26 protein-coding genes and 1 pseudogene are annotated in these 24,983 nt (G+C 75.9%); 18 read left to right on the top strand and 9 right to left on the bottom strand.

The annotated features are described in order from the left end of the window. The first annotated feature begins 58 nt into the window (after positions 1-58). The 4 genes from HGCM_RS15860 (at position 59) to lplB (ending at position 5,270) form a co-directional block, all read left to right on the top strand. Complete coding sequence (locus tag HGCM_RS15860) at positions 59-1,168, top strand: branched-chain amino acid aminotransferase (protein WP_019137799.1); 1,110 nt, start codon at positions 59-61, stop codon at positions 1,166-1,168. Between the two features lie 392 nt (positions 1,169-1,560). Next, a complete protein-coding gene (gene cimA, locus HGCM_RS15855) occupies positions 1,561-3,192 on the top strand; it encodes a citramalate synthase (RefSeq protein ID WP_019137798.1) in 1,632 nt (543 codons plus the stop codon). Between the two features lie 174 nt (positions 3,193-3,366). After that, on the top strand, positions 3,367-4,152 hold the full coding sequence (locus HGCM_RS18960; protein ID WP_154653418.1) for a hypothetical protein: 786 nt from the start codon (positions 3,367-3,369) through the stop codon (positions 4,150-4,152). A 38-nt stretch (positions 4,153-4,190) separates the two neighbouring features. Beyond that, positions 4,191-5,270 (top strand): lipoate-protein ligase small subunit, encoded by a 1,080-nt coding sequence (gene lplB / locus HGCM_RS15845; protein ID WP_019137797.1) that lies wholly within the window; start codon positions 4,191-4,193, stop codon positions 5,268-5,270. 12 nt (positions 5,271-5,282) lie between these two features. Here the strand turns inward: lplB and HGCM_RS15840 are convergent, their stop codons facing one another. Together HGCM_RS15840 and HGCM_RS15835 are read right to left on the bottom strand one after the other, a co-directional pair. Further along, the gene (locus HGCM_RS15840) at positions 5,283-5,600 is read right to left on the bottom strand and encodes a DUF202 domain-containing protein (RefSeq protein WP_019137796.1); all 318 of its coding nucleotides are present in this window, start codon (positions 5,598-5,600) and stop codon (positions 5,283-5,285) included. Beyond that, entirely contained in the window at positions 5,597-5,968 is a 372-nt protein-coding gene (locus HGCM_RS15835) for a YidH family protein (RefSeq protein WP_019137795.1), read from the bottom strand. The genes HGCM_RS15840 and HGCM_RS15835 overlap by 4 nt, the downstream gene beginning before the upstream one ends. 173 nt (positions 5,969-6,141) lie before the next feature. Here HGCM_RS15835 and HGCM_RS19515 point away from each other — a divergent pair, with 173 nt between their 5' ends. After that, positions 6,142-6,294, top strand: coding sequence for a hypothetical protein (locus tag HGCM_RS19515; protein ID WP_019137794.1), 153 nt, complete (start codon positions 6,142-6,144; stop codon positions 6,292-6,294). Positions 6,295-6,301: 7 nt separating this feature from the next. On the opposite strand, the gene HGCM_RS15825 is transcribed toward HGCM_RS19515, so the two are convergent. The 4 genes from HGCM_RS15825 to HGCM_RS15810 all read right to left on the bottom strand — a co-directional run bounded on the left by HGCM_RS15825 (position 6,302) and on the right by HGCM_RS15810 (position 10,783). After that, positions 6,302-7,003: a YggS family pyridoxal phosphate-dependent enzyme gene (locus HGCM_RS15825; protein ID WP_019137793.1), complete on the bottom strand. Its 702-nt coding sequence runs from the start codon at positions 7,001-7,003 to the stop codon at positions 6,302-6,304. A 22-nt stretch (positions 7,004-7,025) separates the two neighbouring features. Further along, positions 7,026-7,523 (bottom strand): Cys-tRNA(Pro) deacylase, encoded by a 498-nt coding sequence (gene ybaK, locus HGCM_RS15820; protein ID WP_019137792.1) that lies wholly within the window; start codon positions 7,521-7,523, stop codon positions 7,026-7,028. Positions 7,524-7,551: 28 nt separating this feature from the next. Continuing rightward, positions 7,552-8,115: a VIT1/CCC1 transporter family protein gene (locus tag HGCM_RS15815; protein ID WP_019137791.1), complete on the bottom strand. Its 564-nt coding sequence runs from the start codon at positions 8,113-8,115 to the stop codon at positions 7,552-7,554. 118 nt (positions 8,116-8,233) lie between these two features. Then, a complete protein-coding gene (locus tag HGCM_RS15810; RefSeq protein ID WP_019137790.1) occupies positions 8,234-10,783 on the bottom strand; it encodes a DEAD/DEAH box helicase in 2,550 nt (849 codons plus the stop codon). Positions 10,784-10,857: 74 nt separating this feature from the next. On the opposite strand from HGCM_RS15810, the gene rnhA reads away from it, so the two are divergent. Genes rnhA through HGCM_RS15795 form a run of 3 tightly spaced genes read left to right on the top strand, consistent with a single transcriptional unit; the run spans position 10,858 to position 13,049 of the window. Beyond that, entirely contained in the window at positions 10,858-11,343 is a 486-nt protein-coding gene (gene rnhA, locus HGCM_RS15805) for a ribonuclease HI (RefSeq protein WP_019137789.1), read from the top strand. Positions 11,344-11,370: 27 nt separating this feature from the next. Next, positions 11,371-12,270, top strand: a complete 900-nt coding sequence (locus tag HGCM_RS15800) for an oxygenase MpaB family protein (protein ID WP_019137788.1) — start codon at positions 11,371-11,373, stop codon at positions 12,268-12,270. A 53-nt stretch (positions 12,271-12,323) separates the two neighbouring features. Next, positions 12,324-13,049 (top strand): glutamine amidotransferase, encoded by a 726-nt coding sequence (locus HGCM_RS15795; protein ID WP_019137787.1) that lies wholly within the window; start codon positions 12,324-12,326, stop codon positions 13,047-13,049. Positions 13,050-13,193: 144 nt separating this feature from the next. Here the strand turns inward: HGCM_RS15795 and HGCM_RS19175 are convergent. After that, positions 13,194-13,571 (bottom strand): annotated as a pseudogene (locus HGCM_RS19175) (GNAT family N-acetyltransferase); the annotation flags it as partial. 80 nt (positions 13,572-13,651) lie between these two features. On the opposite strand from HGCM_RS19175, the gene HGCM_RS15790 reads away from it, so the two are divergent. Then, positions 13,652-14,107, top strand: a complete 456-nt coding sequence (locus HGCM_RS15790; protein ID WP_019137786.1) for a GatB/YqeY domain-containing protein — start codon at positions 13,652-13,654, stop codon at positions 14,105-14,107. Positions 14,108-14,143: 36 nt separating this feature from the next. Here HGCM_RS15790 and HGCM_RS15785 read toward each other — a convergent pair whose 3' ends face one another. Beyond that, complete coding sequence (locus tag HGCM_RS15785) at positions 14,144-15,022, bottom strand: hypothetical protein (protein ID WP_019137785.1); 879 nt, start codon at positions 15,020-15,022, stop codon at positions 14,144-14,146. 67 nt (positions 15,023-15,089) lie between these two features. On the opposite strand from HGCM_RS15785, the gene HGCM_RS15780 reads away from it, so the two are divergent. Then, positions 15,090-15,497, top strand: a complete 408-nt coding sequence (locus HGCM_RS15780) for a DUF1304 domain-containing protein (RefSeq protein ID WP_019137784.1) — start codon at positions 15,090-15,092, stop codon at positions 15,495-15,497. On the opposite strand, the gene HGCM_RS18580 is transcribed toward HGCM_RS15780, so the two are convergent. Further along, complete coding sequence (locus tag HGCM_RS18580) at positions 15,490-16,539, bottom strand: heparan-alpha-glucosaminide N-acetyltransferase domain-containing protein (protein WP_019137783.1); 1,050 nt, start codon at positions 16,537-16,539, stop codon at positions 15,490-15,492. The genes HGCM_RS15780 and HGCM_RS18580 overlap by 8 nt on opposite strands. 112 nt (positions 16,540-16,651) lie before the next feature. Between HGCM_RS18580 and HGCM_RS15770 the strand changes: the two genes are divergently transcribed. From HGCM_RS15770 to HGCM_RS20040, 8 genes are all read left to right on the top strand, one after another. Next, positions 16,652-17,473: a methyltransferase domain-containing protein gene (locus HGCM_RS15770; protein ID WP_019137782.1), complete on the top strand. Its 822-nt coding sequence runs from the start codon at positions 16,652-16,654 to the stop codon at positions 17,471-17,473. 27 nt (positions 17,474-17,500) lie between these two features. Further along, the gene (locus HGCM_RS15765) at positions 17,501-18,286 is read left to right on the top strand and encodes a fumarylacetoacetate hydrolase family protein (protein WP_019137781.1); all 786 of its coding nucleotides are present in this window, start codon (positions 17,501-17,503) and stop codon (positions 18,284-18,286) included. 174 nt (positions 18,287-18,460) lie between these two features. Continuing rightward, a complete protein-coding gene (locus HGCM_RS15760; protein ID WP_019137780.1) occupies positions 18,461-19,699 on the top strand; it encodes an acylneuraminate cytidylyltransferase in 1,239 nt (412 codons plus the stop codon). A 29-nt stretch (positions 19,700-19,728) separates the two neighbouring features. After that, complete coding sequence (locus HGCM_RS15755) at positions 19,729-20,613, top strand: N-acetylneuraminate synthase family protein (RefSeq protein WP_019137779.1); 885 nt, start codon at positions 19,729-19,731, stop codon at positions 20,611-20,613. A 2-nt stretch (positions 20,614-20,615) separates the two neighbouring features. After that, on the top strand, positions 20,616-21,614 hold the full coding sequence (locus tag HGCM_RS15750) for a glycosyltransferase family 2 protein (protein ID WP_019137778.1): 999 nt from the start codon (positions 20,616-20,618) through the stop codon (positions 21,612-21,614). After that, a complete protein-coding gene (locus HGCM_RS18575) occupies positions 21,611-22,972 on the top strand; it encodes a polysialyltransferase family glycosyltransferase (protein WP_019137777.1) in 1,362 nt (453 codons plus the stop codon). The genes HGCM_RS15750 and HGCM_RS18575 overlap by 4 nt, the downstream gene beginning before the upstream one ends. After that, positions 22,969-23,988, top strand: a complete 1,020-nt coding sequence (locus HGCM_RS15740) for a hypothetical protein (protein ID WP_026075532.1) — start codon at positions 22,969-22,971, stop codon at positions 23,986-23,988. Before HGCM_RS18575 ends, HGCM_RS15740 begins: the two co-directional genes overlap by 4 nt. Beyond that, on the top strand, positions 23,985-24,983 hold a 999-nt coding region (locus tag HGCM_RS20040; protein WP_019137775.1), incomplete at its 3' end, for a DUF6716 putative glycosyltransferase. The genes HGCM_RS15740 and HGCM_RS20040, both read left to right, overlap by 4 nt.

Here is a 24,983-nt window from a genome sequence, read left to right as displayed (position 1 = left end):
CCACCCGGCCGTCCTCACCGGTACCGTCGACCCGACCCTGGTGAAAGGCCCCCCGATCATGAGCACGCTCGCAACGCCCACGTCCGCCGACCTCTTCGAGATCCGCCGCAACGACGCGCCCGTCCCGGACGCGCAGCGCGAGGAGGCGCTGGCGGCGCCGAGGTTCGGCACCGTCTTCACCGACCACATGGCCCGCGTCTCCTGGTCGCAGGCCGACGGCTGGCACGACCGCCGGGTCGAGCGCTACGGCCCGCTGCAGCTCGACCCCGCGACGGCCGTCCTGCACTACGCCCAGGAGATCTTCGAGGGCCTCAAGGCGTACCGCCACGACGACGGGTCGGTCTGGACCTTCCGCCCGCAGGCGAACGCCGAGCGCTTCGCCCGCTCGGCGAACCGGCTGGCCCTGCCCGAGCTGTCGGAGGCGGACTTCCTCGGCGCGATCGAGGCCCTCGTGCGCACCGACCTGGCCTGGGTGCCGGGCGGCGGCGAGAAGAGCCTCTACCTGCGGCCGTTCATGTACGCCTCGGAGAGCTTCCTCGGCGTCCGGGCGTCGCTCGAGGCGGAGTTCCTCGTCATCGCCTCGCCCGTCGGCCCGTACTTCGCGGGCGGCGTGCGACCCGTGAGCATCTGGGTCTCCGAGACGTACTCGCGGGCCGCGGCCGGCGGCACGGGCGCGGCGAAGTGCGGCGGCAACTACGCGGCGTCGCTCCTGCCGCAGCAGCAGGCCTACGACAAGGGCTTCGAGCAGGTGTGCTTCCTCGACGCGGCCACCGGCACGTACCTGGAGGAGCTCGGCGGCATGAACGTGTTCGTCGTGCGCTCCGACGGCACGGTCGCCACCCCGGCGCTGTCCGGCACGATCCTCGAGGGCGTCACCCGGTCGTCGATCATCCAGCTGCTGCACGACGCCGGGCACCGGGTGCAGGAGGAGTCGATCGCGCTCGCCGACCTGCTGGCCGGCCTCGCGGACGGCTCGGTGAGCGAGGTCTTCGCGTGCGGCACGGCCGCGGTCATCACGCCCATCGGCCGCCTGGGCTCGGAGACGTTCGACGTGACGGTCGCCGACGGCGAGGCGGGGCCGGTGACGACGCGCATCCGCGACGAGCTCACCGACATCCAGTACGGCCGCGCGCAGGACCGCCACGGCTGGCTGTACCGGCTGGCCTGAGCGCCTCGCCGCAGCGGTCGCCGCGGCGCCCCCTCGCCCGAGGTGGCGCCGCGGCGCGTCCAGCAGATGGGACGCGTGACCACGGGCCGGGATGTGTGCCATGCTGACCGCATGACCCTCTGGGCCCTCATTATCGAGTAGCGCGTCGGCACACCCGCTGACGCGCAGACCTCCCGACCCCGGGGGGTCTTTTTGTTGGTCCGGCCACCACCCCGCGCCGGGCCGCCGCCCCCTCACCCGGCACCACCCACCGCCGGGGACGGGGACGACGAGAGGTCCCGGCACGGCCCGCACGACCAGCACGAGCAGGACCAGCACGAGCAGGACGAGCACGAGCAGGACCAGCACGGACGAGATCCCGGCCCCCGGCCCCGGACGAAGAGAGCACGACGGTGAGCACCGACCTCACGACCGGCTTCCAGGTGTACGACACGACGCTGCGCGACGGCGCCCAGCAGGAGGGGATGAACCTCTCGGTCGCCGACAAGCTGGCGATCGCGCCCCTGCTCGACGAGCTCGGCGTCGGGTTCATCGAGGGCGGCTGGCCGGGCGCGGTCCCCAAGGACACCGAGTTCTTCCGGCGCGCCGCGAAGGAGCTCGACCTGCGCAACGCGGAGCTCGCCGCGTTCGGCTCGACGCGCAAGGCGGGCACGCGCGCCGTCGACGACCCGCAGGTGCGCGCGCTGGTCGACAGCGAGGCCCCGGTCGTCACGCTCGTCGCCAAGCACGACATCCGCCACGCCGAGCGGGCGCTGCGCACGACGGGCGAGGAGAACCTCGCGATGATCGCGGACTCGGTGGCGTTCCTCGTGCGGGAGGGCCGCCGCGTGGTCGTCGACGCGGAGCACTTCTTCGACGGCTTCCGCTTCGACCCGCGGTACTCGCTGCAGGCGGTGCTCGCGTCGTTCGAGGCGGGCGCCGAGGTCGTGTGCCTGTGCGACACCAACGGCGGGATGGTGCCGCGGCACGTCACCGAGATCGTCCAGGCCGTGCGCGAGGCGGTCGGGCCCGACGCCGTGCTCGGGATGCACGCGCACAACGACTCCGGCTGCGCGGTCGCCAACTCGCTCGCGGCCGTCGAGGCGGGCTGCACCCACGTGCAGGGCACGGTCAACGGCTACGGCGAGCGCACCGGCAACGCCGACCTGCTGTCCATCGTCGCGAACCTCGAGCTCAAGTACGCGCTCCCCGTCCTGGCGCGCCCGGACGAGGCGGGCGGCGCGACCGGCGGGCTGCCCGAGCTGACCCGGATCGCGCACGCGATCGCGGAGATCACGAACATCTCACCGTTCGCGCGCCAGCCGTACGTCGGCGCCAGCGCCTTCGCCCACAAGGCGGGGCTGCACGCGTCGGCGATCCGGGTGGACCCGGACCTGTACCAGCACACCGACCCGTCCCTCGTCGGCAACGACATGCGCATGCTCGTCAGCGACATGGCCGGGCGCGCGTCGATCGAGCTCAAGGGACGCGAGCTCGGCTTCGACCTGTCCCAGCAGCCCGAGGTGCTCCAGCGCGTCACCGACCGCGTCAAGGACGACGAGGCGCACGGGTACACGTACGAGGCCGCGGACGCGTCGTTCGAGCTGCTGCTCGTCGAGGAGATCGAGGGCGGGCGGCCCGGGTACTTCCGCGTCGAGTCGTGGCGGACGATCGTCGAGCGCTCCGGGGGCCGCGGCACGCCGGCGACCGCCGAGGCGACGGTCAAGCTGCACGCGGGCGGCGAGCGGCACGTCTCGACCGGCGAGGGCAACGGCCCGGTCAACGCGCTCGACCACGCGCTGCGGCAGGCGCTCCTGCGCGTCTACCCGGAGCTCGGCTCGTTCGAGCTCATCGACTTCAAGGTCCGCATCCTCGACGCGATGCACGGCACCGACGCCGTCACGCGCGTCCTCATCGAGACGTCGGACGGGCAGACCGCCTGGAGCACGGTCGGCGTCGGGCCCAACCTCCTCGAGGCCGCGTGGGAGGCGCTCACCGACTCCGCCATCTGGGGGCTTCGCCACCACGGGATCGCGCCGCGCTGACAATCACCCGGCACGTCGTCGCCCGGGGCCATAGCCTCGGACGTGTGACCTGCGCGACAGACGCAGGCCGGACCGGAGGAGGCGCGCCAGGTGGCCGGCACGGGAGGTGACCCGGAGCCCGCACGTGACCGGCGCGCCGCGCCGCGGCGTCCGGGTGCCCCCTGGTGGGCGCTGATGGTGGGGCTGCTCGTCGTCGGTGTCGTCGTCGGGACGCTGCTGGTCCGCTCGCTGCAGGCCTCGAGCACCACCTCGCCGACCCCGACGCTGCCGGCGCCTCCCAGCCCCACGGCGTCCGCGTCGTCCTCGACGCCGGCGCCCACCCCGAGCGTGACGCCGCCCGCCGCGGAGTTCGACGACGACAGCGCGGCGGGGCTGTTCGTGACGCCGACCGACCTGCGCGCGTCCGTGCCGGCCGCCGCCCCGGGCGTGAAGCCGGGCATCACGGCGGGGCAGCTCGCGTGGGGCCTGCCGGAGGGCTCGAGCGTCGACCCCGCGGCGTGCACGGTGGCCGTGACCGTCGTCCGGGACGCGCCGGAGTTCTTCGACGCCCGGTCGTGGTTCAACGACGACCTGAACTTCCAGCAGGAGGTGCTGCTGCTCGACGACGCCGACGAGGCCCGGACGGCCTTCGGCGAGCTCGTCAACACGCTCGACTCCTGCACCACGTACAGCCAGGCGAACCCCGGCATCGACGGCGCGACCTGGACGGCCCAGCCGGCGCTGGAGGGCCCGGGCCTGTACCCGTCCATCGTGCAGGAGGTCACCCAGACCGCCGAGGGGGACGACTTCGCCACGTACGAGGGGCACCTGCTGGTCGGCAACGCGATCGTCAGCTGGACCGCCGTCTCGCTCGCGAGCGTCGGCCACGAGGCGGCGCTCGCGACGCTCGGCGACCCCGAGTCGCTGGACGCGCTGGTCCAGCAGCGCGCACTGACCGCCGTCCAGTCGCTCGCACCCTGAGCGCCGGCTCGTCCGGGCGCGGCGCCTAGGCTGAGCCCGTGGCGCACGGCGAGTACAAGGTCCCCTCGGGCAAGCTGGTGGTCGTCGACGTCGAGGTGGACGACGGCCTCATCAGCGCGGCGAGCGTCAGCGGTGACTTCTTCCTCGAGCCGGACGACGCGCTGGGCGTCCTGTCCCGCGCCCTCGTGGGGCAGCCCGCCACGACGCCGACCGCGACGCTCGCCGACGCGGTCGGCGCGGCCCTGCGGGCGGCGGAGCGCGCGGGGGAGATCACCGGTCCGGTCGCGATGGTCGGCTTCGACGAGCGGGCGGTGGCCGTCGCGGTCCGCCGCGCGCTCGGCTTCTCGACGACGTGGGACGACCACACGATCGAGGTCGTCCACCCCGGGCCCTTGCCGCCCGCGCTGAACGCCGCGCTCGACCAGGTGCTGACCGAGGAGCTCGCGGCCGGGCTGCGCGGACCGACGCTGCGGTTCTGGGAGTGGGTCGAGCCGGCCGTCATCATCGGGTCGTTCCAGTCGCTGCGCAACGAGGTCGACCTCGAGGCGGCTGCCCGCTACGGCATCACGGTGGTGCGCCGCATCTCCGGCGGCGGCGCGATGTTCATGGAGGCGGGGAACTGCATCACGTTCTCGCTCGTCGTGCCCGCGTCGCTCGTCGACGGCATGAGCTTCGAGGAGTCGTACGCGTTCCTCAACCAGTGGGTGCTCGGCGCGCTCGCCGACGTCGGGGTGCGGGCCGAGCTGTCGGGCCTCAACGACATCTCGTCGCCGGCGGGCAAGATCGCGGGCTCGGCCCAGAAGCGGGTGGCCGGGGGCGCCGTCCTGCACCACGTCACGATGTCGTACGACATCGACGCGACGAAGATGCTCGAGGTGCTGCGGATCGGCCGCGAGAAGCTGTCGGACAAGGGCACCCGCAGCGCCAACAAGCGGGTGGACCCGGTGCGCTCGCAGACGCAGCTGCCCCGCGAGGACGTGGTCGCGGCCTTCGCGGCGCACTTCCGCCGGGCGTACCGCACGGTCGAGGGCTCCCTCACCGAGGACGAGCTCGCCCGGGCGCGCGAGCTGGTCGCCACGAAGTTCGCGGACGACTCCTGGACGGCCCGGGTGCCCTGAGCCGCCCGCGCCTCAGCGGACGAGGGGTGCGCCGACGACGAACGCGAGCGCACCGAGCCCGAGCAGGAGGGCCGTGACGGCGCACGTCGCGACGAGCCGGCCCCCGGCGACCTCCCGACGGCTGCGCCGGTGGGCGACGACGGCGAGCACGCCGGCCAGCCCCGTCCCCACGACCGCGAGCGCCCACGAGCCGCCCCCCAGCACGAGCTCGAGCACCTTGCCCGCCGCGACGGAGCCGCCGGCGAGCGAGAGTGCCGTCCGGCGCCAGGCGAGGTCGGTGCGCTGCGGCTGCAGGCCGGCGTCGCCGACGTGCCGGGCCGGCGACGTCACGCGACCAGCAGCCCGACGAGGAGCAGCAGACCCGCCACGCCGACGCCCACGCTCACGACGGCACCGGCGACGGGCGGGGGCAGGGGCGCGCCGGTCCGGACGGCGCGCTCGACGCGCGCCCAGGCGACCCACGCCCACGCCGCGGCGAGCACGCCTAGGAGCACGAGCAGGATCGAGGCGCACCACCGCAGGACGGCGTGCACGGGCAGCTCCAGGGCCTCGAGCGCGACGCCGGCGGCCAGCAGGGCGATCGACGTGCGGACCCAGGCGAGGAACGTGCGCTCGTTCGCGAGGGAGAACCGGGCGTCGGGGTCGGTGCCCACGCCGTAGACCCGGCGCGGGCGGCGGCGGTCGGTGGTCGTCGGCACGTGCCTCAGTATGGCCCGGCGGCCCGCGGGCACCGTCCACGGCGGCCCCAACCGCGGGCGCCCCGGCAGACGTTCTGGGTGCAGAGGTATCGGCGCGGGGGTTCGCCGCTCCTCGTCGTCGGGTCCGGCCGCGCGGGCCCCGACCGCACCCGCAGCGCGGACAGGAGGGGACGATGCACCAGCACCGACCGGACCGCCTCGCCCGGCGCGAGGACGTCCTTGCCGCCCGCACCCGGACCGCCCGGGCGCAGCGCTCCGTCCGGCTGCGTGCGGCCGTCGCGCGCACCGTGCAGGAGCGGCGCCAGCTCGTCGGCGCCCGCGGCTGAGCGGCCCTCAGGCCCGAGGGCCGAAGACGGCGCTGCCCACCCGGACGACGGTCGCACCCTCCGCCACCGCGAGCTCCAGGTCGCCGCTCATGCCCATCGACAGCTCGCGCACGCCGAGGTCGGCGACCGCGTCCCGCAGCCGGCGCAGCTCGCGGTAGCCCGCCCGCACCACCTCGGGGTCGGGGCTGTTCGCGCCGACCGTCATGAGGCCGGTCACCCGGAGCCCCGGCAGCGCCGCCACCTCGCGCACGAGGGCCACCGCCTCGCCGGGCGCCACGCCGTGCTTCGTCGGCTCCCCGGAGACGTTGACCTGCACGTGGACGTCGAGGGCCGTGGCGCGCGCGGCGAGCCGCTGCGCGAGGTCGAGCGAGGCCACCGACTCGACGCACGTCGCCCACCGCAGGGCGGCGTTGACCTTGTTGGACTGCAGCGGGCCGATGAGGTGCAGCGGCGCACGCCCCGCCAGGGCGGGCCCCTTCGCGACGAGCTCCTGGACGCGGTTCTCGCCGACGAGGACCGGCGAGAGGCGGGCGTCGCCGGCGCGCGCCGCGTCGTCGGCGTCGAGGGCGGCGAGCACGAGGTCGACCGGCTGGGTCTTGGTCGCGAGCAGCAGCCGGACCTGCCCGGGGTCGCGGCCGGCGGCGCCGGCGGCGCGGGCGATGCGCTCGCGGACGGCCGCGAGCCGGGCGACGAGCGGCGAGGCGTCCATGGGGATGGACCGTACCGCCGGCTCAGTCCTTCGCGACGTCGGCGACCACGGCGCCGGTGAGGCGGACGAGGTCGGCCGGCGCGACCTCGACGTCCAGCCCGCGGCGACCGGCGGAGACGAGCACGGTGTCGAACAGCCAGGCCGTCTCGTCGACCACGGTCGGGTGCTGCTGACGCTGCCCCAGCGGGGAGATGCCGCCGACCACGTAGCCGGTGGCCCGCTCGGCGACCGCCGGCGCCGCCATCTCGGCGCGCTTGCCGCCGACCGCCTGCGCGAGCGCCTTGAGGTCGAGCTGCCCCGTGACGGGGACGACCGCGACGACGAGGCGCCCGTCCACGCTCGTGAGCAGGGTCTTGAACACCTGCTCGGGCGGGACGCCGAGCACCTGCGCCGCCTCCAGCCCGTAGCCGAGCGCCGACGACGGGTCGTGCTCGTAGGCGCGGACCGTGTGGGCGACGCCCGCGGCCGCGAGGGCGACGAGGGCCGGGGTGCCCGTCGGTCCGTGCTTCGGCTTCGTCACGGCGCCAGCGTAGGGGCGGCGCGGGCCGTCAGAGCGCGAGGCCCACGAGCGACCCGACGCCGTAGGTGACGGCCATCGCGACCGACCCGCCGGCGACGTTCCGCAGGACGGCGCGGCGGACGTCGGCGCCGGAGACCCGGGCGCTGACCGCCCCGGTCACGACGAGGGCGACGACGACGCCGGCGGCGATCGCCGGGACGACGGCCGCGTGCGACCACGGGACCAGGGCGACGAGCACCGGGACGAGCCCGCCGACGACGAAGGCGGCGAGCGAGGCGCCGGCGGCGTGCCACGGGTTCACCTGCTGCGCGGCCGGCAGCGCCGCGGCGCGCTCGGCGTCGCGCTGCGAGCTGACGGAGACGTACTCGCCGGCGGCCATCGACAGGGCGCCGGCGACGAGGGCCGCCACGCCGGCGACGAGGACCGCGGTGCGCGCGGACGACGCGCCGGCCACGCCGACCACGGTGGCGGCGACGGAGACGACGCCGTCGTTCGCTCCCAGCACCCCGGCGCGCAGCCGGTTGAGGCCGCCGGCGGTCAGCCGCCGCTCGGTCCCGGAGGGGTGCACGAGGAGCTCGGAGAACGTGGTCATTCGGCCACGGTAGGCCGGTGCCGACGCCGTGTCACCGAAGCGAAGGCTGCCCTGACCTGCGCCGATGCAGGTTTGCCTGTCCTCAGTCGGCCGCCGCTGCGGGCCGCCGGCGGTCGCCTCAGAGTGGTCCGACGGCGGTGACGCGCAACTGCAGCTCGCCCGTCTCGTCGGAGGCCGCGACGTCCAGCGTCGCGTCGATGCGCCAGTCGTGGTCGCCCTCCGGGTCGTCCAGCAGCTGGCGGACCTGCCACGTCGCGGCGCCCGTGGTGAGGAGGAACAGCCCCGGCCCGCGCGCCGGTGGCCCGGTGAGGATCTCGTCGTGGTCGTCGTAGAACGGGTCGAGGGCCGCGGCCCACCGGTCGGCGGTCCACGGCAGGCCGTCGGCGTCCGTGTCGCCGAGGGCGGCGAGCGCGCCGTAGGCCTCGCGCGCCGCCAGCTCGACGCGGCGGAACAGGGCGCCGCGGACGAGCGCGCGCAGCACGCGCGGGTTCGCCGAGAGGGGCTCCGGGGTGTCGTCGTCCGTGCCCCCCGGCGCGTCGGCGCCGTGCTCGTCCAGGGGGTTGGACAGGCGCTCCCACTCGTCCAGGAGGCTCGAGTCGGTGCGGCGGACGAGGTCGCCGAGCCATTCCACGAGCTCCCACAGCTCCTCGGTGCGGGCGTCCTCGGGGACGGTCTGGCGCAGCGCCCGGTACGCGTCCGCGAGGTAGCGCAGCAGCACGCCCTCGGTGCGATCGAGCTGGTAGAACGCGACGTACTCCGCGAACGTCATCGCCCGCTCGTGCAGGTCGCGCACCACCGACTTCGGCGACAGCGCGAGGTCCGCGACCCACGGGTTCGTGCGCCGGTAGGTGGCGAATGCGGTCTCCAGCAGCTCGGCGAGCGGGCGCGGGTAGGTGACGTCCTCGAGCAGCGCCATCCGCTCGTCGTAGTCGAGCCCGTCGGCCTTCATCGCGGCGACCGCCTCGCCGCGCGCCTTGTTCTCCTGCGCGGCCAGCACCTGGCGGGGGTCGTCGAGCGTCGCCTCGATGACCGAGACGACGTCGTGGGCGTAGCCCGGGTCCCCGGGGTCGAGCAGGTCGAGCGCCGCGTACGCGAACGGCGACAGCGCCTGGTTGAGCGCGAAGTTCGCGGGCAGCTCGCGGGCGAGGCGCACGGTCCGCCGGCGTCCCGTCGGCGCGGAGGGGTCGTCGACCCACTCGCGCTCGACGACGCCCGCGGCCCGCAGCGAGCGGTAGACCGCGACCGCCCGGCGCACGTGCCGGCCGCGCGCGCCCGCGGGCTCGTGGTTGTCGGCGAGCAGGCGCGTCATCGCCGCCACCGGGTCGCCCGGCCGGGCGAGCACGTGCAGCACCATCGCGTGGCTGACCGCGAAGCTCGACGTCAGTGGCTCGGGCGGCGCGTCGCGGAGCCGCTCGAACGTCTTGTCCGTCCAGTTCACGTGGCCGGCGGGCGCCTGCTTGCGGACGATCTTGCGCTGCTTGCGCGGGTCGTCGCCCGCCTTCTCGAGCGCGCGGCGGTTCTCGATGACGTGCTCCGGCGCCAGCACGATCACCTCGCCGACGACGTCGAATCCCGCCCGCCCGGCACGCCCGGCGATCTGGTGGAACTCGCGCGCCGACAGGTGCCGCATGCGCACGCCGTCGTACTTCACCAGGCTCGTGAGCACGACCGTCCGGATGGGCACGTTGATGCCCACGCCGAGGGTGTCGGTGCCGCAGACCACGGGCAGCAGGCCCTTCTGGGTCAGCCGCTCCACCAACCGGCGGTACTTGGGCAGCATCCCGGCGTGGTGCACGCCGACGCCGTGGCGCAGCAGGCGCGACAGCGTGCGCCCGAACCCGGGGCCGAAGCGGAAGCCGCCGAGCTCGGCCGCGATCGCGTCGCGCTGCTCCCGGCTCGCGAGCGTCGTCGACAGCAGCGACTGCGCCCGCTCGACGGCCTCCTTCTGCGTGAAGTGGACGACGTACACCGGCGCGCGGTGCGTCGTGACGAGCTCGTCGAGCAGCTCGTGCAGCGGCTCGACGACGTAGGAGAACGTGAGCGGGACCGGGCGCTCGGCGTTGGTGATCACCGCGACGGGCTCGCCGGTGCGCCGCGTGAGGTCCTCGGCGAAGAACGCCACGTCGCCGAGCGTCGCCGACATGAGGACGAACTGCGCGCGCGGCAGCTCGAGCAGCGGCACCTGCCAGGCCCAGCCGCGCTGCGGGTCGGCGTAGAAGTGGAACTCGTCCATGACGACCTGGCCGACGTCGGCGTCAGGCCCGTCCCGCAGGGCGAGGTTCGCGAGGATCTCGGACGTGCAGCAGATGATCGGCGCGTCCGCGTTGACGGACGAGTCGCCCGTCATCATCCCGACGTTCGCGGCGCCGAACGCCTCGACGAGCGCGAAGAACTTCTCGCTCACCAGGGCCTTGAGCGGCGCGGTGTAGAACGAGCGCCGGCCGCGGGCGAGCGCGACGAAGTGGGCCGCGACGGCGACGAGGGACTTCCCGGAGCCCGTGGGCGTCGAGAGGATCACGTGCGAGCCCGTGACGAGCTCGAGCAGCGACTCCTCCTGGTGCGGGTACAGCGTCAGGCCCTGGTCCGCCGCCCAGCCGGTGAACGCCTCGAGCAGCGCGTCGTCGGTCGGGTCGGCCGGCAGACGGTCCGCGAGGTCACCTGTGCGCATGGTGCGTCGATGGTCCCACGGCGCTCGCGGGGGCCGCGCCCGAGGGTGCCGACGAGCGGCCGTAGGGTGGGCGCGTGGACGAGCTGCCCCGCGTGGAGATGTGGACCGACGGCGCCTGCAAGGGCAACCCCGGGGTCGGCGGCTGGGGCGCGTGGATGCGCTCCGGCGGGCACGAGCGGGAGCTGTGGGGCGGCGAGGCCGCGACGACGAACAACCGGATGGAGCTCACCGCCGTCATCGAGGGCCTGCGGGCGCTCACCAAGCCGTGCGACGTCACGCTGCACGTCGACTCCACGTACGTGATGAACGGCGTGACGAAGTGGGTGCACGGCTGGAAGCGGAACGGCTGGCTGACCGGTGACAAGAAGCCGGTGAAGAACAAGGAGCTCTGGCAGGAGCTCGACGCCGAGGTGGCGCGGCACACCATCCACTGGGTCTGGGTCAAGGGGCACGCGGGTGACCCGGGCAACGAGCGCGCCGACGCGCTGGCCAACCGGGGCGTCGACGACGTGCGCGCCGGCGCGGTCGGATCCGGCGCGTCCGCCCTCCCGGGGGCGTGAGCGCGGTCCGTCCCGCACCATGAGGGCGTGAGCACTTGGCGTGACCGGGTCGGGACGTCGCTGTTCCTGCGCGTCGCCGGCCCCGACGGCGTCGAGTCGCGGGCGCGCATCCATGGGACGCCTGGCCCGCGCTGGTTCGAGCCCGACGCCGCGATCCGGCGCGTCCACGGCGACGCCTCGATGTTCGTCGGCGGCCTGCGGGCGCTGCTGCTGCAGTCGCTGCACCCCCTGGCGATGGCGGGCGTCGCCGGGCACTCCGGCTACCGCGGGGACCCCTGGGGGCGGCTGGCCCGCACGAGCACGTTCCTCGCCGAGACGACGTTCGCGACGGCCGACGACGCGCAGGCCGCGGTCGACCGGGTGCGGGCGGTGCACGCGCGCGTCCGCGGCCGGGCGCCCGACGGCCGTCCCTACCGCGCGGACGACCCCGAGCTGCTGACGTGGGTGCACGTCGCGGAGGTCGACAGCTTCCTGCACGCGCACCAGCGCCTCGGCGCCCGCCCGCTCGACGCCGCCGGGCAGGACGCGTACGTCGCGCAGGCGGCCACGGTCGCCCGGCGCCTGGGCGTGCCCGACCCGCCGGAGACGGTGGCCGCGCTGGCGGAGGCGCTCGCGGCCTTCCGCCCCGCGCTCGGCGCGGGGGAGCAGGCGCGCGACACCGCTCGGTTCCTGCTCACCGAGCCGCCGGTCCCGTGGTCGCTGCGGCCGGGCTACGCCCTGCTCGCGTCGGCCGCCGCGTCGTCGCTGCCCGCCTGGGCGGCGGCCGAGCTCGGCGTCGGGCCGCGCCCCACCGTGCGTCGCCGGCTCGACCACGCGGGTGGCGTCGTGGTGACCCGGACGATCCGCTGGCTGCTGGGGGCCGACGACGCGAGCCGGGTCGCGCCCCACCCGCACGACGCGGACGACGCGGCGCCGGTCGCCTCCTGACGGCGCGCCCGACCGAGGTCGCGCGGCGGGACGCCCGCTGCCACGCTGCAGCCATGAAGCCGTTCGTGCTGCTGGCCTCGCGCGCGGAGGACGACGCCGCGGACGGGGAGTACGCGGCCTTCCTCCAGCACGGGGGTCTCGCCCCGGACGAGCTGGTCCGGGTGCGCCTCGAGGCGGGACCCATGCCGCACATCGACCTCGACGCGATCTCGGGGATCATCGTCGGCGGCAGCCCGTTCGACGCCAGCGCCGCGCACAAGTCCCCGGTGCAGCAGCGCGTCGAGGCCGAGATGTCCGCGCTGCTGGACGACGTCGTCGCCCGCGACCTGCCGTTCCTCGGCGCCTGCTACGGCGTGGGGACCCTGGGGGTGCACCAGGGCGCCACGATCGACTCGACGTACGCCGAGCCGGTCGGGGCGGTGCGCGTGACGCTGACCGACGAGGGCCGCGCCGACCCGCTGCTCGCGGACGTGCCGGACGCGTTCGACGCGTTCGTCGGGCACAAGGAGGCCTGCCGGGTGCTGCCGCCGACGGCGGTGCTGCTCGCGTCCTCGCCGACGTGCCCCGTGCAGATGTTCCGCGTGCGCCGGAACCTCTACGCGACGCAGTTCCACCCCGAGCTGGATGTGCCCGGCATCCAGGGCCGGGTGCGCACGTACGCCACCTACGGCTACTTCCCGCCGGCGGAGCTCGAGGAGGTGCTGACGCGGGTGGAGGCCGCGGACGTGTGGGCGCCGCCCCGCGTGCTGGCGGCGTTCGTGCGGCGCTACCGCCGCTGAGTGGGCGTCAGACCGTCTCGGCCGGCGCGTCGTCGTGCGGGCCGAGCGGCCGCTGGAACCACGTCGTGGCGTGCCACCGGCGTCCTTGAACCCGACGTCCCGCAGCGTCCCGACGCGCTCGAAGCCGAGCGCCAGGTGCAGCGCCGTGCTCGCCTCGTTGGGCTCGGTCATGCCGGCGACGGCCGTGCGGAAGCCCCGCTGAGCGAGCCGCGCCAGCAGCGCCTCGTACAGCGCGCGGCCGGCGCCGGAGCGGCGCAGGCCGGTCTCGAGGTACACGCTCACCTCGGCGGTCCAGCGGTAGGCCGCCCGGGTCCGGAAGGTGCCGCTGTAGGCGTAGCCGACGACGCGTCCGTCGTCCTCGCAGACGAGCCACGCGTGGCGCTCCTGGGCGACCGCGATCCGGCCGGCCATCTCGTCGGGCGTGGGGGCGCGCTGCTCGAAGGACACCGCGGTGCCCTCGACGTACGGCGCGTAGATCGCCGCGCAGGCGGCGGCGTCGGCGGGCGTCGCGTCCCGGACCACTCGTTCGGCTGGCACCGCACGCACGGTACCGAGCGCGATTCGCCACGACCAGGGCAGCGGGTGCGCGGCAGGATGGGGACATGGCACAGACCCTCGACCGGCTCACGTCCGACCTCACCGCCGCGATGAAGGCGCGCGACGCCCACCGCACGGGGGTGCTGCGCCAGGCGATCGGCGCCGTGCGGGCCGAGGAGAAGGCCGGGCCCGTGCAGCGCGAGCTCACCGAGGACGACGTGCTCAAGGTGCTGGCCCGCGAGGTGAAGAAGCGCCGCGAGAGCGCGGACATCTACACCGACGCGGGTGCGCCCGAGCGCGCGCAGGCCGAGACCGCCGAGGCCGACCTCATCGAGACCTACCTGCCCGCGCGCCTGTCCGACGAGGAGCTCGAGGCGCTCGTCCGGGATGTCGTCGCGGCGACCGGCGCCACGAGCATGCGCGACATGGGCGCCGTCATGAAGGAGGCCACCGCGCGCGCGGGCACCTCGGCGGACGGCAAGAAGCTCTCCGCGCTGGTGCGCGCGGCGCTCGCGGGCTGAGCGGCCGGCGGTCGGGGTCGGGGTCGCCGGGTCGCGTCAGCCGTCGACGACCGCCGACGCGGCCTCGACCAGCCGCCCGCGCAGCGCGTTCGAGCGGTCGGCGTAGTCGCGCTGACGGCACACGTACTCCGCCTTGCCCTCGGGGGTCTCGATCGCGACGGGCTCCAGGCCGAACCTCGAGACGTCGTACGGGGAGGCCTGCATGTCGGTCGTCCGGATCTCGCGGGCGAGCTCGAAGCAGTCGAGCAGCAGCTCGCCCGGGACGAGCGGGCCGAGCTTGAGCGCCCACTTGTAGACGTCCATCGCGGCGTGCAGGCAGCCGGGCTGCTCCATCGCGACCTGCCGTTCGCGGGTCGGCTGCAGCGTGTTGAGCGGGAGGGCGTCCGGGGTGAAGAACCGGAACGCGTCGATGTGCGAGCAGCGGATGCGGTGCCGCTCGACGACGGCGTCCGTCCCCTCCTCGCCGAGGCGCAGCGGCAGCGTGTGCCGGTGCGCGCCCGCCGGCTCGCGGTAGACCATCGCCCACTCGTGCAGCCCGAAGCAGCCGGTCGCCGCAGGGCGGGAGGCGGTGGCGGTCAGCAGCCCGACGACGAACCGCACCGCCTCGCCCCGCTCGGTGGCGAACGCGTCGAGGTCGAGGGTGACGGCCCCGTCGTCGTCCGTGCGGTACCAGCGCCACGACGCCTGCGGGGCGGGCTCGTCGCCGGGCGCGAGCGCGACCTCCGCCCCGGGGTGCCAGCGGCGCAGCTGCCCGGGGGAGGCGGGGTAGTACTCGAAGAGGAAGTCCTCGACCGCGTGCCTCTCGTGGCGAGAGCGGCGTGCGCGGTGCTCCGCCGTGAGCACGTCCGCCCGCCGCGCGTGCGCGTCCGCCCGCGCGCGCCACGCGGCGGGCGGGAGGAGGACGGCGGTGCGCACGCGTCCAGGGTAGGTCGGCGTGCGAGGCGCCCTCGCGCGTGCGCGGCCGAGCGGCCACACTGTGCCCGTGGTCGTCGTCACCTCGGTCCTCGCCGCGCTCGCCGCGGCGCTCCACGTGCTGATCTTCGTCATGGAGGCGGTGTGGTTCCCGCACCGGCCGGACGTGCAGGCACGGTTCCGCACCCACCCGGACGACGTGGAGGCGGTGCGTCCCTGGGCGTACAACCAGGGCTTCTACAACCTGTTCCTGGCGCTCGGGGCGCTGGCCGGCGTCGTCGTGATGTGGGCGGGGGACCTGACGACCGGGCTCGCGCTCGTGCTGCTCGCGTGCGGGTCGATGCTCGCGGCGGCGCTCGTGCTCGTCCTCACCGATCACCGCATGGCGCGGGCGGCCGCCACCCAGGGGACCGTCCCCGCGCTGGCGGTGATCAGCGCGCTGATCACTCTCTCCCTTTTCGCGCGCGGCCTCAGCTGAGCTCGCGCTCGCGGTCCGGGTCCACCGGCGCCGGCGGTACGAGCACGTCGGCCAGCCCGGTCGAGATCCCGTGCAGCACGCGCTCGAGCGGTCCGCGGCCCAGCGTCGCGTGCCAGAGCCAGCAGCCGCCGGTCGTGACGAGCAGGAAGGCCGCCCAGGTCGAGACGCGCGGCTGCCAGACGACCTGCTCGCCGAGCACCGCGATGGCGACGACGTGCACGGTGTACGCGGTGAGGGCGAGCGCCCCGACGGCGGCGACCGGCGCGACGAGCCGCGGCGCACGGGTGGCGACGGCCAGGCACGCCGCGACGACGAGCAGGGCCACGCCCGTGTTGCCGACGACCTCGAACGTGGTCGACGAGTGCGGCTCGGCGGTCGCGACGCGTGTCGTCCAGCCCGCCGCGAGCGCGGCGTGCGACCCGAGGTGCCCCACGGCGACGAGCGCCGCGCCCGCGGCGGCGGCCCACGCCTGCACGCGCCCCGACGCCAGGTCGAGGCGTCCGAGCGCCAGCCCGGCCAGCAGGTACGCGAGCCAGACGACGACCGGGTAGAACTCGCCGACCCAGAGGGTCGCGAACGCGTCGGCCCCCACGCGGTCCTGGCCGAGGGCGTCGACGAGCGCGAGCCGCAGGACCGGCCCGAGCACGGCGACGGCCAGCGCCGCGGCGGCCAGGACGACGGGGTGCAGCCGCAGGACGAGGCAGCCGAGCGTGAATAGCACCGCGTACGTCGGCAGGATGACGACGACCGGGGTGCCGAGCGCCTGCAGCCCGAGGCCCAGGACGAGCACCACGCCCGCCCGGGCGAGGACCCGCACGCGCGCACGCCGCAGGTCCGGCCCGTCGACAGGGCGGTCCCCGCCCGACAGCAGCGCGAGCGAGATGCCCGCCAGGACGACGAACAGCGCGGACGGGCGGCCGTCGGCGAGCTGCGACCAGCCGCCCGGCGGCACGGGGCCGTGGTCGTCGGGCCCGACGTGCGCGGTCATCATGCCGAGCACGGCCAGGCCGCGGGCGACGTCGATGCCGACGATCCGGGGCATGCGGGCACTCTAGGACGCTCGGCGGCCCCCTTCTTCGCCCGTCAGTCTCGCACACCGAGACGAACCGTCCCGCCCGTAGAGAATCGGGGCTACCGGGTGGTTACAGTGCCGTGTGAGCCCCGTCCGCGAGCCCGACGTCTACATCCACGGGCACCACGAGTCCGTCCTCCGCTCGCACCGGTGGCGCACCGCCGAGAACTCGGCGGCGTACGTCCTGCCGGTGCTGGAGCCGTCCACCCGGCTGCTCGACGTGGGCTGCGGCCCCGGCTCCGTGACGATCGACTTCGCCGCCCGCGCGAGCGAGGGCGACGTCGTGGGCGTGGACGCCTCCGCGGCGGTGGTCGACGTCGCGCGCAAGGCGGCCGCGGAGGCCGGCCGCACCAACGTCCGGTTCGAGGTGGCCGACGCCTACGAGCTGCCCTTCGAGGACGCGTCCTTCGACGTCGTGCACGCCCACCAGGTGCTCCAGCACCTCACGGACCCCGTCGCGGCGCTGCGCGAGATGCGGCGCGTCGCGCGGCCCGGCGGCTACGTCGCGGTGCGCGACGCGGACTACTCCGGGATGACCTGGTTCCCCTCCTCGCCGGGCCTGGACGAGTGGGTCGCGCTCTACCACGAGGTCGCGGAGGCGAACGGGACGCAGGCCGACGCCGGCCGGCGACTCGTCTCGTGGGTGCTCGAGGCCGGGTTCGAGCCCGAGGCGATCGCGCCCGGCGCCGGCGTCTGGTGCTACTCCAGCCCGGTCGACCGGCAGTGGTGGTCGGAGCTGTGGGCCGACCGGTGCGTAGCGTCGAACTTCGCCGCCCAGGCGATCGGCCACGGCCTCGCGGACGAGGTCGGTCTCGAGCTGCTCGCGGACGGCTGGCGCGAGTGGGGCCGGCACGCGGACGGCTGGTTCGCGGTGCTGCACGGCGAGGTGCTCGTCCGCGTCTGACCCGCGGGCGCGATCTAGGGTGGGCCCGTGCGCATCGCCAGGTTCACCACCGGTCAGGACCCCCGCTTCGCCCTCGTCGAGGGGGAGCCGGGACAGGAAGAGCTCGTCGTCATCACCGGCGACCCGATCTACATGCCGGTCCAGCCGACCGGCGAGCGCGTCCGGCTCGACGACGACGCCGTGCGCCTGCTCGCGCCGGTGATCCCGCGCTCGAAGATCGTCGGCGTCGGCCGCAACTACGCCGACCACGCAGCCGAGCTCGGCAACGAGGTCCCGAGCGCGCCGCTGCTGTTCCTCAAGCCGAACACCTCCGTCATCGGTCCGGACGACCCGATCGTCCTGCCCGACTGGTCGCAGCGCGTCGAGCACGAGGCGGAGCTCGCGATCGTCATCGGCAAGGTCACCAAGGACGTCAGCCCGGAGCGGGCGCTGGACCACGTGTTCGGCTTCACCGCGGCCAACGACGTCACGGCCCGCGACATCCAGCGCAGCGACGACCAGTGGACGCGCGCCAAGGGGTTCGACGGCTCGTGCCCGATCGGCCCGTGGATCGTCCCCGCCCTCGACACCGAGGACCTGCAGGTCACGGCCCGCGTAAACGGCGAGACCCGGCAGGACGGGCGCACGTCGCAGATGGTGTTCGACGCGGCGTTCCTAGTCTCGTACGTCTCCGAGGTCTTCACGCTGCTGCCCGGCGACGTCATCCTCACGGGCACGCCGGCCGGGGTCGGCCCGCTCACGGACCGTGACGTCGTGGAGGTCGAGGTCGAGGACATCGGCGTCCTGCGCAACCCCGTGCTGCGCCGCGGCTGACGCGACCGCCGGCCGCCCGGCGGCGCGCCGCGGACGGGCGTCGTTCGCCGGCCGTTCACGCGGCTCGGCCGTCGCGCCCGCGCGCCGCCCCCCGTTCACCGGCGTCACCTGACGTTCGCCGGGCCGCGGCGCCCGCGTCGACGCCGCGTCGAACGGCGTCGTTACGTTCGCGCCATGACGAGCGGACGGACGGCGGGCGCGGCCGGCAGGGGGCAGGGCGCGCTCGTCGTCATCCCGGCCCGCGGCGGTTCGCAGGGCGTGCCGCTCAAGAACCTCCAGCGGGTCGGCGGTCGCTCGCTCGTCGCGCGGGCGGTCGCCACCGCGCTCGCCGCGGGCGCCGCCCACGTCGTCGTCTCGACGGACCACGACGGCATCGCGGCCGAGGCGCGCGCCGCGGGGGCCGCGGTCGTCCGCCGTCCCGACGAGCTCTCGGGCGCCACCGTGTCGTCCGAGTCGGCCGTCCTTCACGCCCTGGACGCGCTCGCCGCGGACGGCGTCCGGCCGGCCGTCACGGTGCTGCTGCAGTGCACCTCGCCCTTCGTCGACCCGGACGACCTCGCCGCGGCCATCGGGCGCGTCGCGTCCGGCGAGGCCGACGTCGCGTTCGCCGTCGCACCGACGCACGACTTCCAGTGGACGCTCGACGGCGGCGAGGCGGCACCCGTGGGCCACTCGGCGCTGCACCGGCCACGCCGCCAGGAGCGGGCGCCCCACTTCCGCGAGACCGGCGCCTTCTACGTCATGCGCACCGCGGGCCTGCGCGAGACGGGGCGCCGGTTCTTCGGCCGGCTGGCCCTGCAGGTCGTGGACGCGGACGGCTCGCTCGAGATCGACGACCCCCAGGACCTCGAGCTCGCGCGGCTGCTCGCCGGCCGGCGGGAGCAGCAGGGCCTCCTGCCGGACGTCGACGCGCTCGTCACCGACTTCGACGGGGTCCACACCGACGACCACGCGTGGGTCGACGAGGACGGCCGGGAGACCGTCCGGGTGCACCGCGGCGACGGCTGGGGCGTCGCGCGCCTGCGGGAGAGCGGCGTGCCTGTGCTCGTCCTGTCGACGGAGCGCAACGCCGTCGTGCCCGCCCGCGCCGCCAAGCTCGGCGTCGAGGTGCGCCACGGCGTCGACGACAAGGCGTCCGCGCTGACGCAGTGGATCGCCGCCCGCGGCCTCGACCCGGCGCACGTCGCGTTCGTCGGCAACGACGTCAACGACCTCGCGGCGATGGCGCGGGTCGGCTGGCCGGTCGCCGTGGCCGACGCCCACCCGGACGTGCGGGCCGCCGCGCGGCTCGTCCTGACCCGGCGCGGCGGGCACGGCGCCGTCCGGGAGGTCTGCGACCTGATCGCCTCGCGCGGCCGGTCGTCCGAGGGCGCTCCGACGAGCGCCGCCCCCGTCACGACGAGCACGCCGTGACGACCCACCCGAGCACAGGGAGCACCCCCATGACGCCTCCGCAGACCCCGGTCGCCATCGGCGAGCACCTCGTCGGTGACGGGCAGCCGGTCTACGTGATCGGCGAGATCGGCATCAACCACAACGGCGACGTCGAGCTCGCCGAGCGCCTCATCGACGTCGCGGCCGCCGCCGGGGCGCAGGCGGTGAAGTTCCAGAAGCGCACGCCCGAGATCAGCACGCCGCCGGACCAGCGGGACAAGATCCGGCAGACGCCGTGGGGCGAGATGACGTACCTCGAGTACAAGCACCGCGTCGAGCTCGGCACCGCCGAGTACCAGAAGATCGCCGCCCACGCCGCGGACCGCGGCCTGCAGTGGTTCGCCTCGCCGTGGGACGTCCCGTCCGTCGAGTTCCTCGAGGACCTCGACGTGCCGGTGCACAAGGTGGCCTCGGCGTCGGTCACGGACGTGGACCTGCTGCGCGCGCTCGCGGCGACGGGCAAGCCGGTCATTCTGTCGACGGGCATGTCGACGCTCGAGCAGGTCGACGCGGCCGTCGAGATCCTGGGCACCGACCGGCTCGTGCTGCTGCACGCCACGTCGACGTACCCGCTGCCCGCCGAGGAGGCGAACCTGCGGGCGATCCACACGCTGCGCGAGCGCTACGGCGTGCCGGTGGGCTACTCGGGCCACGAGCGCGGCCTGCAGATCTCCCTCGCGGCGGTCGCGCTCGGCGCGGTCGCGGTGGAGCGGCACATCACGCTCGACCGCACGATGTGGGGGTCCGACCACGCGGCCTCGCTGGAGCCGACCGGCTTCGAGCACCTGGTGCGGGACATCCGCATCCTCCAGGACGCGATGGGCGACGGCGTCAAGCGCGTCTTCCCGGGCGAGCTCGCCCCGATGTCCCGGCTGCGCCGGGTCGCGAGCTGACGGTGCCGGCACCGGCGGCGCCGCGCGTCTCGGTCGTCGTCCCCGCGAAGGACGCCGCCGACGTCGTCGCCGACGCGCTCGTGAGCCTGACCCGCCAGGGCCTCGCCCCGGGCGAGCTGCAGGTGGTGCTCGTCGACGACGGCTCGAGCGACGGCACCGGGGAGGTGGCCGCGGCGTTCGCCCCGCGGCTGCCCGGCCTGACGGTGGTGCGCCACGACCGGGCCCTGGGGCTGGCCAGCGCCCGGAACTCCGGGCTGGCGCACGCCACGGGGCGGTACGTCACGTACCTCGACGCCGACGACTGGCTCGCCCCGGGCCATCTGGCGCACCTCGCCGGCGCGCTGGACGCGCTGCGCTGCTCGTTCGTCCGGACGGACCACACGACGGTGGAGGGCCGCGAGCGCGTGCTGCGTCGCGCCCCGGAGGCTCGCCGGGACGTCGTGCTCGACCCGCGCGGCTCGATCCTGCCCTCCGAGCACTCGACCATGGTCGACTACCCCTACGCGTGGGCCGGGATGTACGACCGCGCGCTCGCGACCGACGGCCTGCTCACGTTCCCGGACGGGCTGCACACCGCGGAGGACCGGCCGTGGGTGTGGCGCCTGCACCTGCACGCGCACGCCTACGCGGTCGTCGACTCGCCCGGCGTGCGGTACCGGCGCGGCTCCGCGACGTCCCTCACCCAGGTCGTCGACTCCCGGCAGCTGCACGTCGTGCCGGCGTTCGAGCGCGTCGTCGGCCTCGTCGCGGCGGACCGCGAGGCGGACCGGTGGTGGCCGAAGGTCGCCCGGACCGTGGTCGCGGTGGGCAGCCACCACCTGCGCCGGGCCGGGCGCATGACGCCGTCCGACCGCCGGGCGCTGCGCGTCGGGGTCGGCCGGCTCGTGCGCAGCCTGCCGCAGGACGTGGTGGCGGCCGAGCTGGAGCGGGCCGACGACGAGCGCCGGCGGCTCGTGCGGCGGGCGGTCCGCGCGGCCCGGGAGGGGGAGGTCGCGGCATGACGCAGCTGGTGCTCGCCTCGACGCTGTTCGCGGCCGCCGGCGCCGCCGCGGCGGTCGACGCCGGGCTGCTCGGGCGCCCGCAGGAGCGGGTGCTCCTGGTGAGCAACGCGGCCCCCGTCCCGGAGCTCGCGCCGGCCCTCGACGAGATCCCGGGCTGCGGTCCGGTGCTGGCGCGCTTCGACCGCGTGGTGCACCTGGCGGACCTGCTCGGCGGCCTGCACCCGCACGTCTGGTCGCCGCGGGACACCGACCTGCCGGTGCTCGAGCGGCTCCTGCGCACGGTCTGGGGCCTGGGGGAGGGGCCGGTCGAGCTCGTCGTCGAGTCGCCGACGGTGAACCCCGCGGCGTGGCTGGCGCGCGTCCTGCGCAGCGCGCCGCTGACGGTGCACTCGGACGGGCTGATGGCGTACGGGCCGTGGCGGCGCGAGCCGGCCCTGCACGCGCGGCAGCGGCTCCGGGCGCTCGTCCACCTGGACCTCGTGCCCGGCCTGCAGCCGGTCACGACGCGCGAGCTCGGGTTCGAGGCCCGCGCCGTGCCCGCCGAGCCGTTCCTCGGGCTCCTCGACGAGATGGCGCAGGAGGCTCGGCCGCGCTGGTGGCCCGACGACGAGGTGCCGACGGCACTCCTCGTGGGCCAGTACCTCGCCGCGCTGGAGCTGCTCAGCGCCGCGGAGGAGGCCGAGCTGCACGCCCGCATGGTGCGGCGCGCCGCCGCGGCGGGCGCGCGCCGCGTCGTGCTCAAGCCCCACCCGTCCGCGCCGCCGGGGCTGCTCGCGCCGGTCCGGGCGGCAGCGGACCGCGAGGGCATCGAGCTCGTGGTCGTCGACGACCCGCTGCCGGCGGAGGTGGCCCTGGTGGCGCACCCGCCGGCGCTCGTCGTGGGCTGCTTCTCGACCGCCACGGCGACCGCCCGCACGCTGCTCGGGCTGCCCACGGAGGCCGTCGGGACCGAGCTGCTCCTGCAGCGGCTCGAGGCGGGGAACAGCAACCGGGTGCCGGTCGCGATCGTGCACGCGTGGGCGCGGGGCCTCGCGGGCGACCGGCTGCAGGAGGTCGTCGACGCGGTCGCGTACGGCATGCAGCCGCGACGCCTGGCCGCCTGGCGGGAGCGTGCGGTCCGGACCCTGACGAGCGTCCCCGACGACGAGCGGGGCCTGTACGTGCCGCGCGAGCGGCTCACCGAGCTGGCGCTGCCGGGGGCCCGGGGCAGGCCGCCGCACGAGCGGCGCCGGTGGCGCCGCGCCGCGCGCCGCGCGCTGCTGTCCGTCGTGCAGCCGCTGGTGCGGGGAGCGGTGACCCGGTGGCGGGGGAGCGGCCACGCCGCGCGCGTCGCCGCGCTCGCCCGGGGTGCGTCGTGAGCGCCGCCGGCCCGGGCCCCGGAGCGCTCGCGGTGGTCGAGTCACCGCTGCAGCTCCTCGGCGCGCTCGAGGCGCACGCGGCCGGTCTGGCCGGCCCGCGGACCACCATCCTCGTGCGGCCCGGTGTGCCGTCGCTCGACCGGGCCGCGCAGGAGCTGCGCGCCGGCGCGCTGCCGGCCGGTGTCGCGCTCGTGGACGGGCACGGCACCGTGCCGGGAGCGGCGCCGTGGCTCGTCGGCGACGCGTTCTCGGGGCGGTGGCAGGCGCAGCTGCTGCGCACGCCGCCCGCCGGCGACGTGGTGCTGCTCGACGACGGGCTCGCGACGGTGACGCTCGCGAAGCTGCTCGTCGCGAACCGGCCGCTGGTGCGGCCCACCCGCTCGTCCGGACGGGCCTCCGCCGCCCGGCAGGTGCTCGGCCGGCTGACGACGGCCCGGCTGCGCCGTCTCGCGCGGCAGGGCCGGCTGCGGCTGTTCACCGCGATGCCGCTCGACGTCCGGGTCATCGGGCGCCTGCGCCGGCTCGGGGTCGACGTCGTCGTGCACCGGTTCGAGTGGCTCGCCGGGCAGCCCGCCGTGCCGGGGCCGGCCGAGCTCACCGTGGTCGTCGGCTCCGCGCTCGTGGCCGACGGCTGGGTCCGCCCCGAGCCCTACGTCGAGTGGGTCCGGCAGGTCGCCGCGGGTGCGCCCGTGCTCTACCTGCCGCACCGCCGCAGCGACCCCGAGGTCCTCCGGCGCGTGGCGGCGCTCGAGGGCGTCCGCGTCCAGCCGGCGGGCCTGCCCGTCGAGATGGTCCTGCGGGGGCTGCGCGCGCCGCAGCGCGTCGTCTGCCTGCCCTCCACCGCGTACGTCCTGCTCGGCGCGCTGCACGCGAGCACGGGCGTGCGCGTCGAGGCCACGCCCGTCCCGGACGACTGGTGGACCGGCCGTGCCGCGCCGGCGGTGCGCGAGCACCTGTCGAGCGTGCTCGCGCTGCGCCCGCCCGCCGCGCTCGCCCCTCGACCCGCGCAGGCGTGACGGTGCGGGTCCTGGCCGTCGCGGACTCCGACGCGTACCTCAAGTGGGCCGTCGCGACGCTCGCCGCGCTCGAGCCCGGCGGCGCTCGGACGGCGGAGCCCGTCCGGACGCGCACCGTCGTGGTCCGCAGCCCCGTGCTGCCCACACCGGCCCAGGTCGCGGCGGCGACGGCGGGCGCTCCCGGGCCCGAGCCGGCGGTGCTCCCCGTGTGGCGGCTGCGGCGCCTGCTGCGCTCCGAGCCGTTCGACGTCGTCCTGGTCGCCGCGACCGGGCCGGTCGGCCAGGTCGTCGGGCGCCTCGTGCACGACCTGCCCGGCCGCCGCCCCGCCCTCGTCACCGGGCTGCCGGGCCTCGCGCTGCCGGCGACCGCGGTGGGGGTGCGCCGGCGGGCGTGGTGCGACGCCTTCGTCGTGCACTCGCGCGCCGAGCGTGAGGCCTACCGCGCGGCGTTCGCCGCCCAGGGGCTCGAGCCGCGCCTCGTGCTCACGCGCCTGCCGTTCGCCCCGCCGGACCCCGGCGCGACGCCCTCGTCCGGGGCGCCGACCGTGCTGTTCGCCGCCCAGCCGTCCGTCCCCGCGGCGCGCGGGGAGCGCGTCCGGCTGCTCGCCGGGCTCGCCGACGCGGCGGCGACCGGGCTGGACGTCGTCGTCAAGCTGCGCGCGACGCGGGGCGAGCGCCAGACGCACCTCGAGCCGCACCCCTACCCGCGGCTGTGGGCGCAGGAGCACGCGCGGCTCGGCCACCCCGCCGACCGGCTGCGCTTCGCGACCGGGCCGCTGCGGGACCGGCTGCGGCCCGGCACGACGCTCGTCACCGTGAGCTCCACGGCCGCGCTGGAGTCGCTGGCCGCGGGCGTGCCGACGGTGCTCGTCGCCGACCTCGGCGTCCGCGACGACCTGCTGAACCCCCCGTTCGCCGCGTCCGGGCTGCTGCGCCGGCTCGACGAGCTGCCCGTGGCGGCGCGGACGGGCACCGGCGGCCCCGACGCCGCCTGG

It is taken from the genome of Cellulomonas massiliensis JC225, assembly GCF_000312005.1.
GTDB classification, from domain to species: domain Bacteria; phylum Actinomycetota; class Actinomycetes; order Actinomycetales; family Cellulomonadaceae; genus Cellulomonas; species Cellulomonas massiliensis.
Note: the sequence above shows the minus strand (reverse complement) of the source record. Positions and strands in the feature narration are given on the sequence as shown.

Excerpts from the sequence above, each read along its gene's own strand:
- HGCM_RS15860 (WP_019137799.1), top strand. The coding sequence starts at position 59 with ATGAGCACGCTCGCAACGCCCACGTCCGCCGACCTCTTCGAGATCCGC.
- HGCM_RS18960 (WP_154653418.1), top strand. The coding sequence starts at position 3,367 with ATGGTGGGGCTGCTCGTCGTCGGTGTCGTCGTCGGGACGCTGCTGGTC.
- HGCM_RS19515 (WP_019137794.1), top strand. The coding sequence starts at position 6,142 with ATGCACCAGCACCGACCGGACCGCCTCGCCCGGCGCGAGGACGTCCTT.
- HGCM_RS15825 (WP_019137793.1), bottom strand. The coding sequence starts at position 7,003 with ATGGACGCCTCGCCGCTCGTCGCCCGGCTCGCGGCCGTCCGCGAGCGC.
- HGCM_RS15815 (WP_019137791.1), bottom strand. The coding sequence starts at position 8,115 with ATGACCACGTTCTCCGAGCTCCTCGTGCACCCCTCCGGGACCGAGCGG.
- HGCM_RS15810 (WP_019137790.1), bottom strand. The coding sequence starts at position 10,783 with ATGCGCACAGGTGACCTCGCGGACCGTCTGCCGGCCGACCCGACCGAC.
- HGCM_RS15795 (WP_019137787.1), top strand. The coding sequence starts at position 12,324 with ATGAAGCCGTTCGTGCTGCTGGCCTCGCGCGCGGAGGACGACGCCGCG.
- HGCM_RS15790 (WP_019137786.1), top strand. The coding sequence starts at position 13,652 with ATGGCACAGACCCTCGACCGGCTCACGTCCGACCTCACCGCCGCGATG.
- HGCM_RS18580 (WP_019137783.1), bottom strand. The coding sequence starts at position 16,539 with ATGCCCCGGATCGTCGGCATCGACGTCGCCCGCGGCCTGGCCGTGCTC.
- HGCM_RS15760 (WP_019137780.1), top strand. The coding sequence starts at position 18,461 with ATGACGAGCGGACGGACGGCGGGCGCGGCCGGCAGGGGGCAGGGCGCG.
- HGCM_RS15755 (WP_019137779.1), top strand. The coding sequence starts at position 19,729 with ATGACGCCTCCGCAGACCCCGGTCGCCATCGGCGAGCACCTCGTCGGT.
- HGCM_RS18575 (WP_019137777.1), top strand. The coding sequence starts at position 21,611 with ATGACGCAGCTGGTGCTCGCCTCGACGCTGTTCGCGGCCGCCGGCGCC.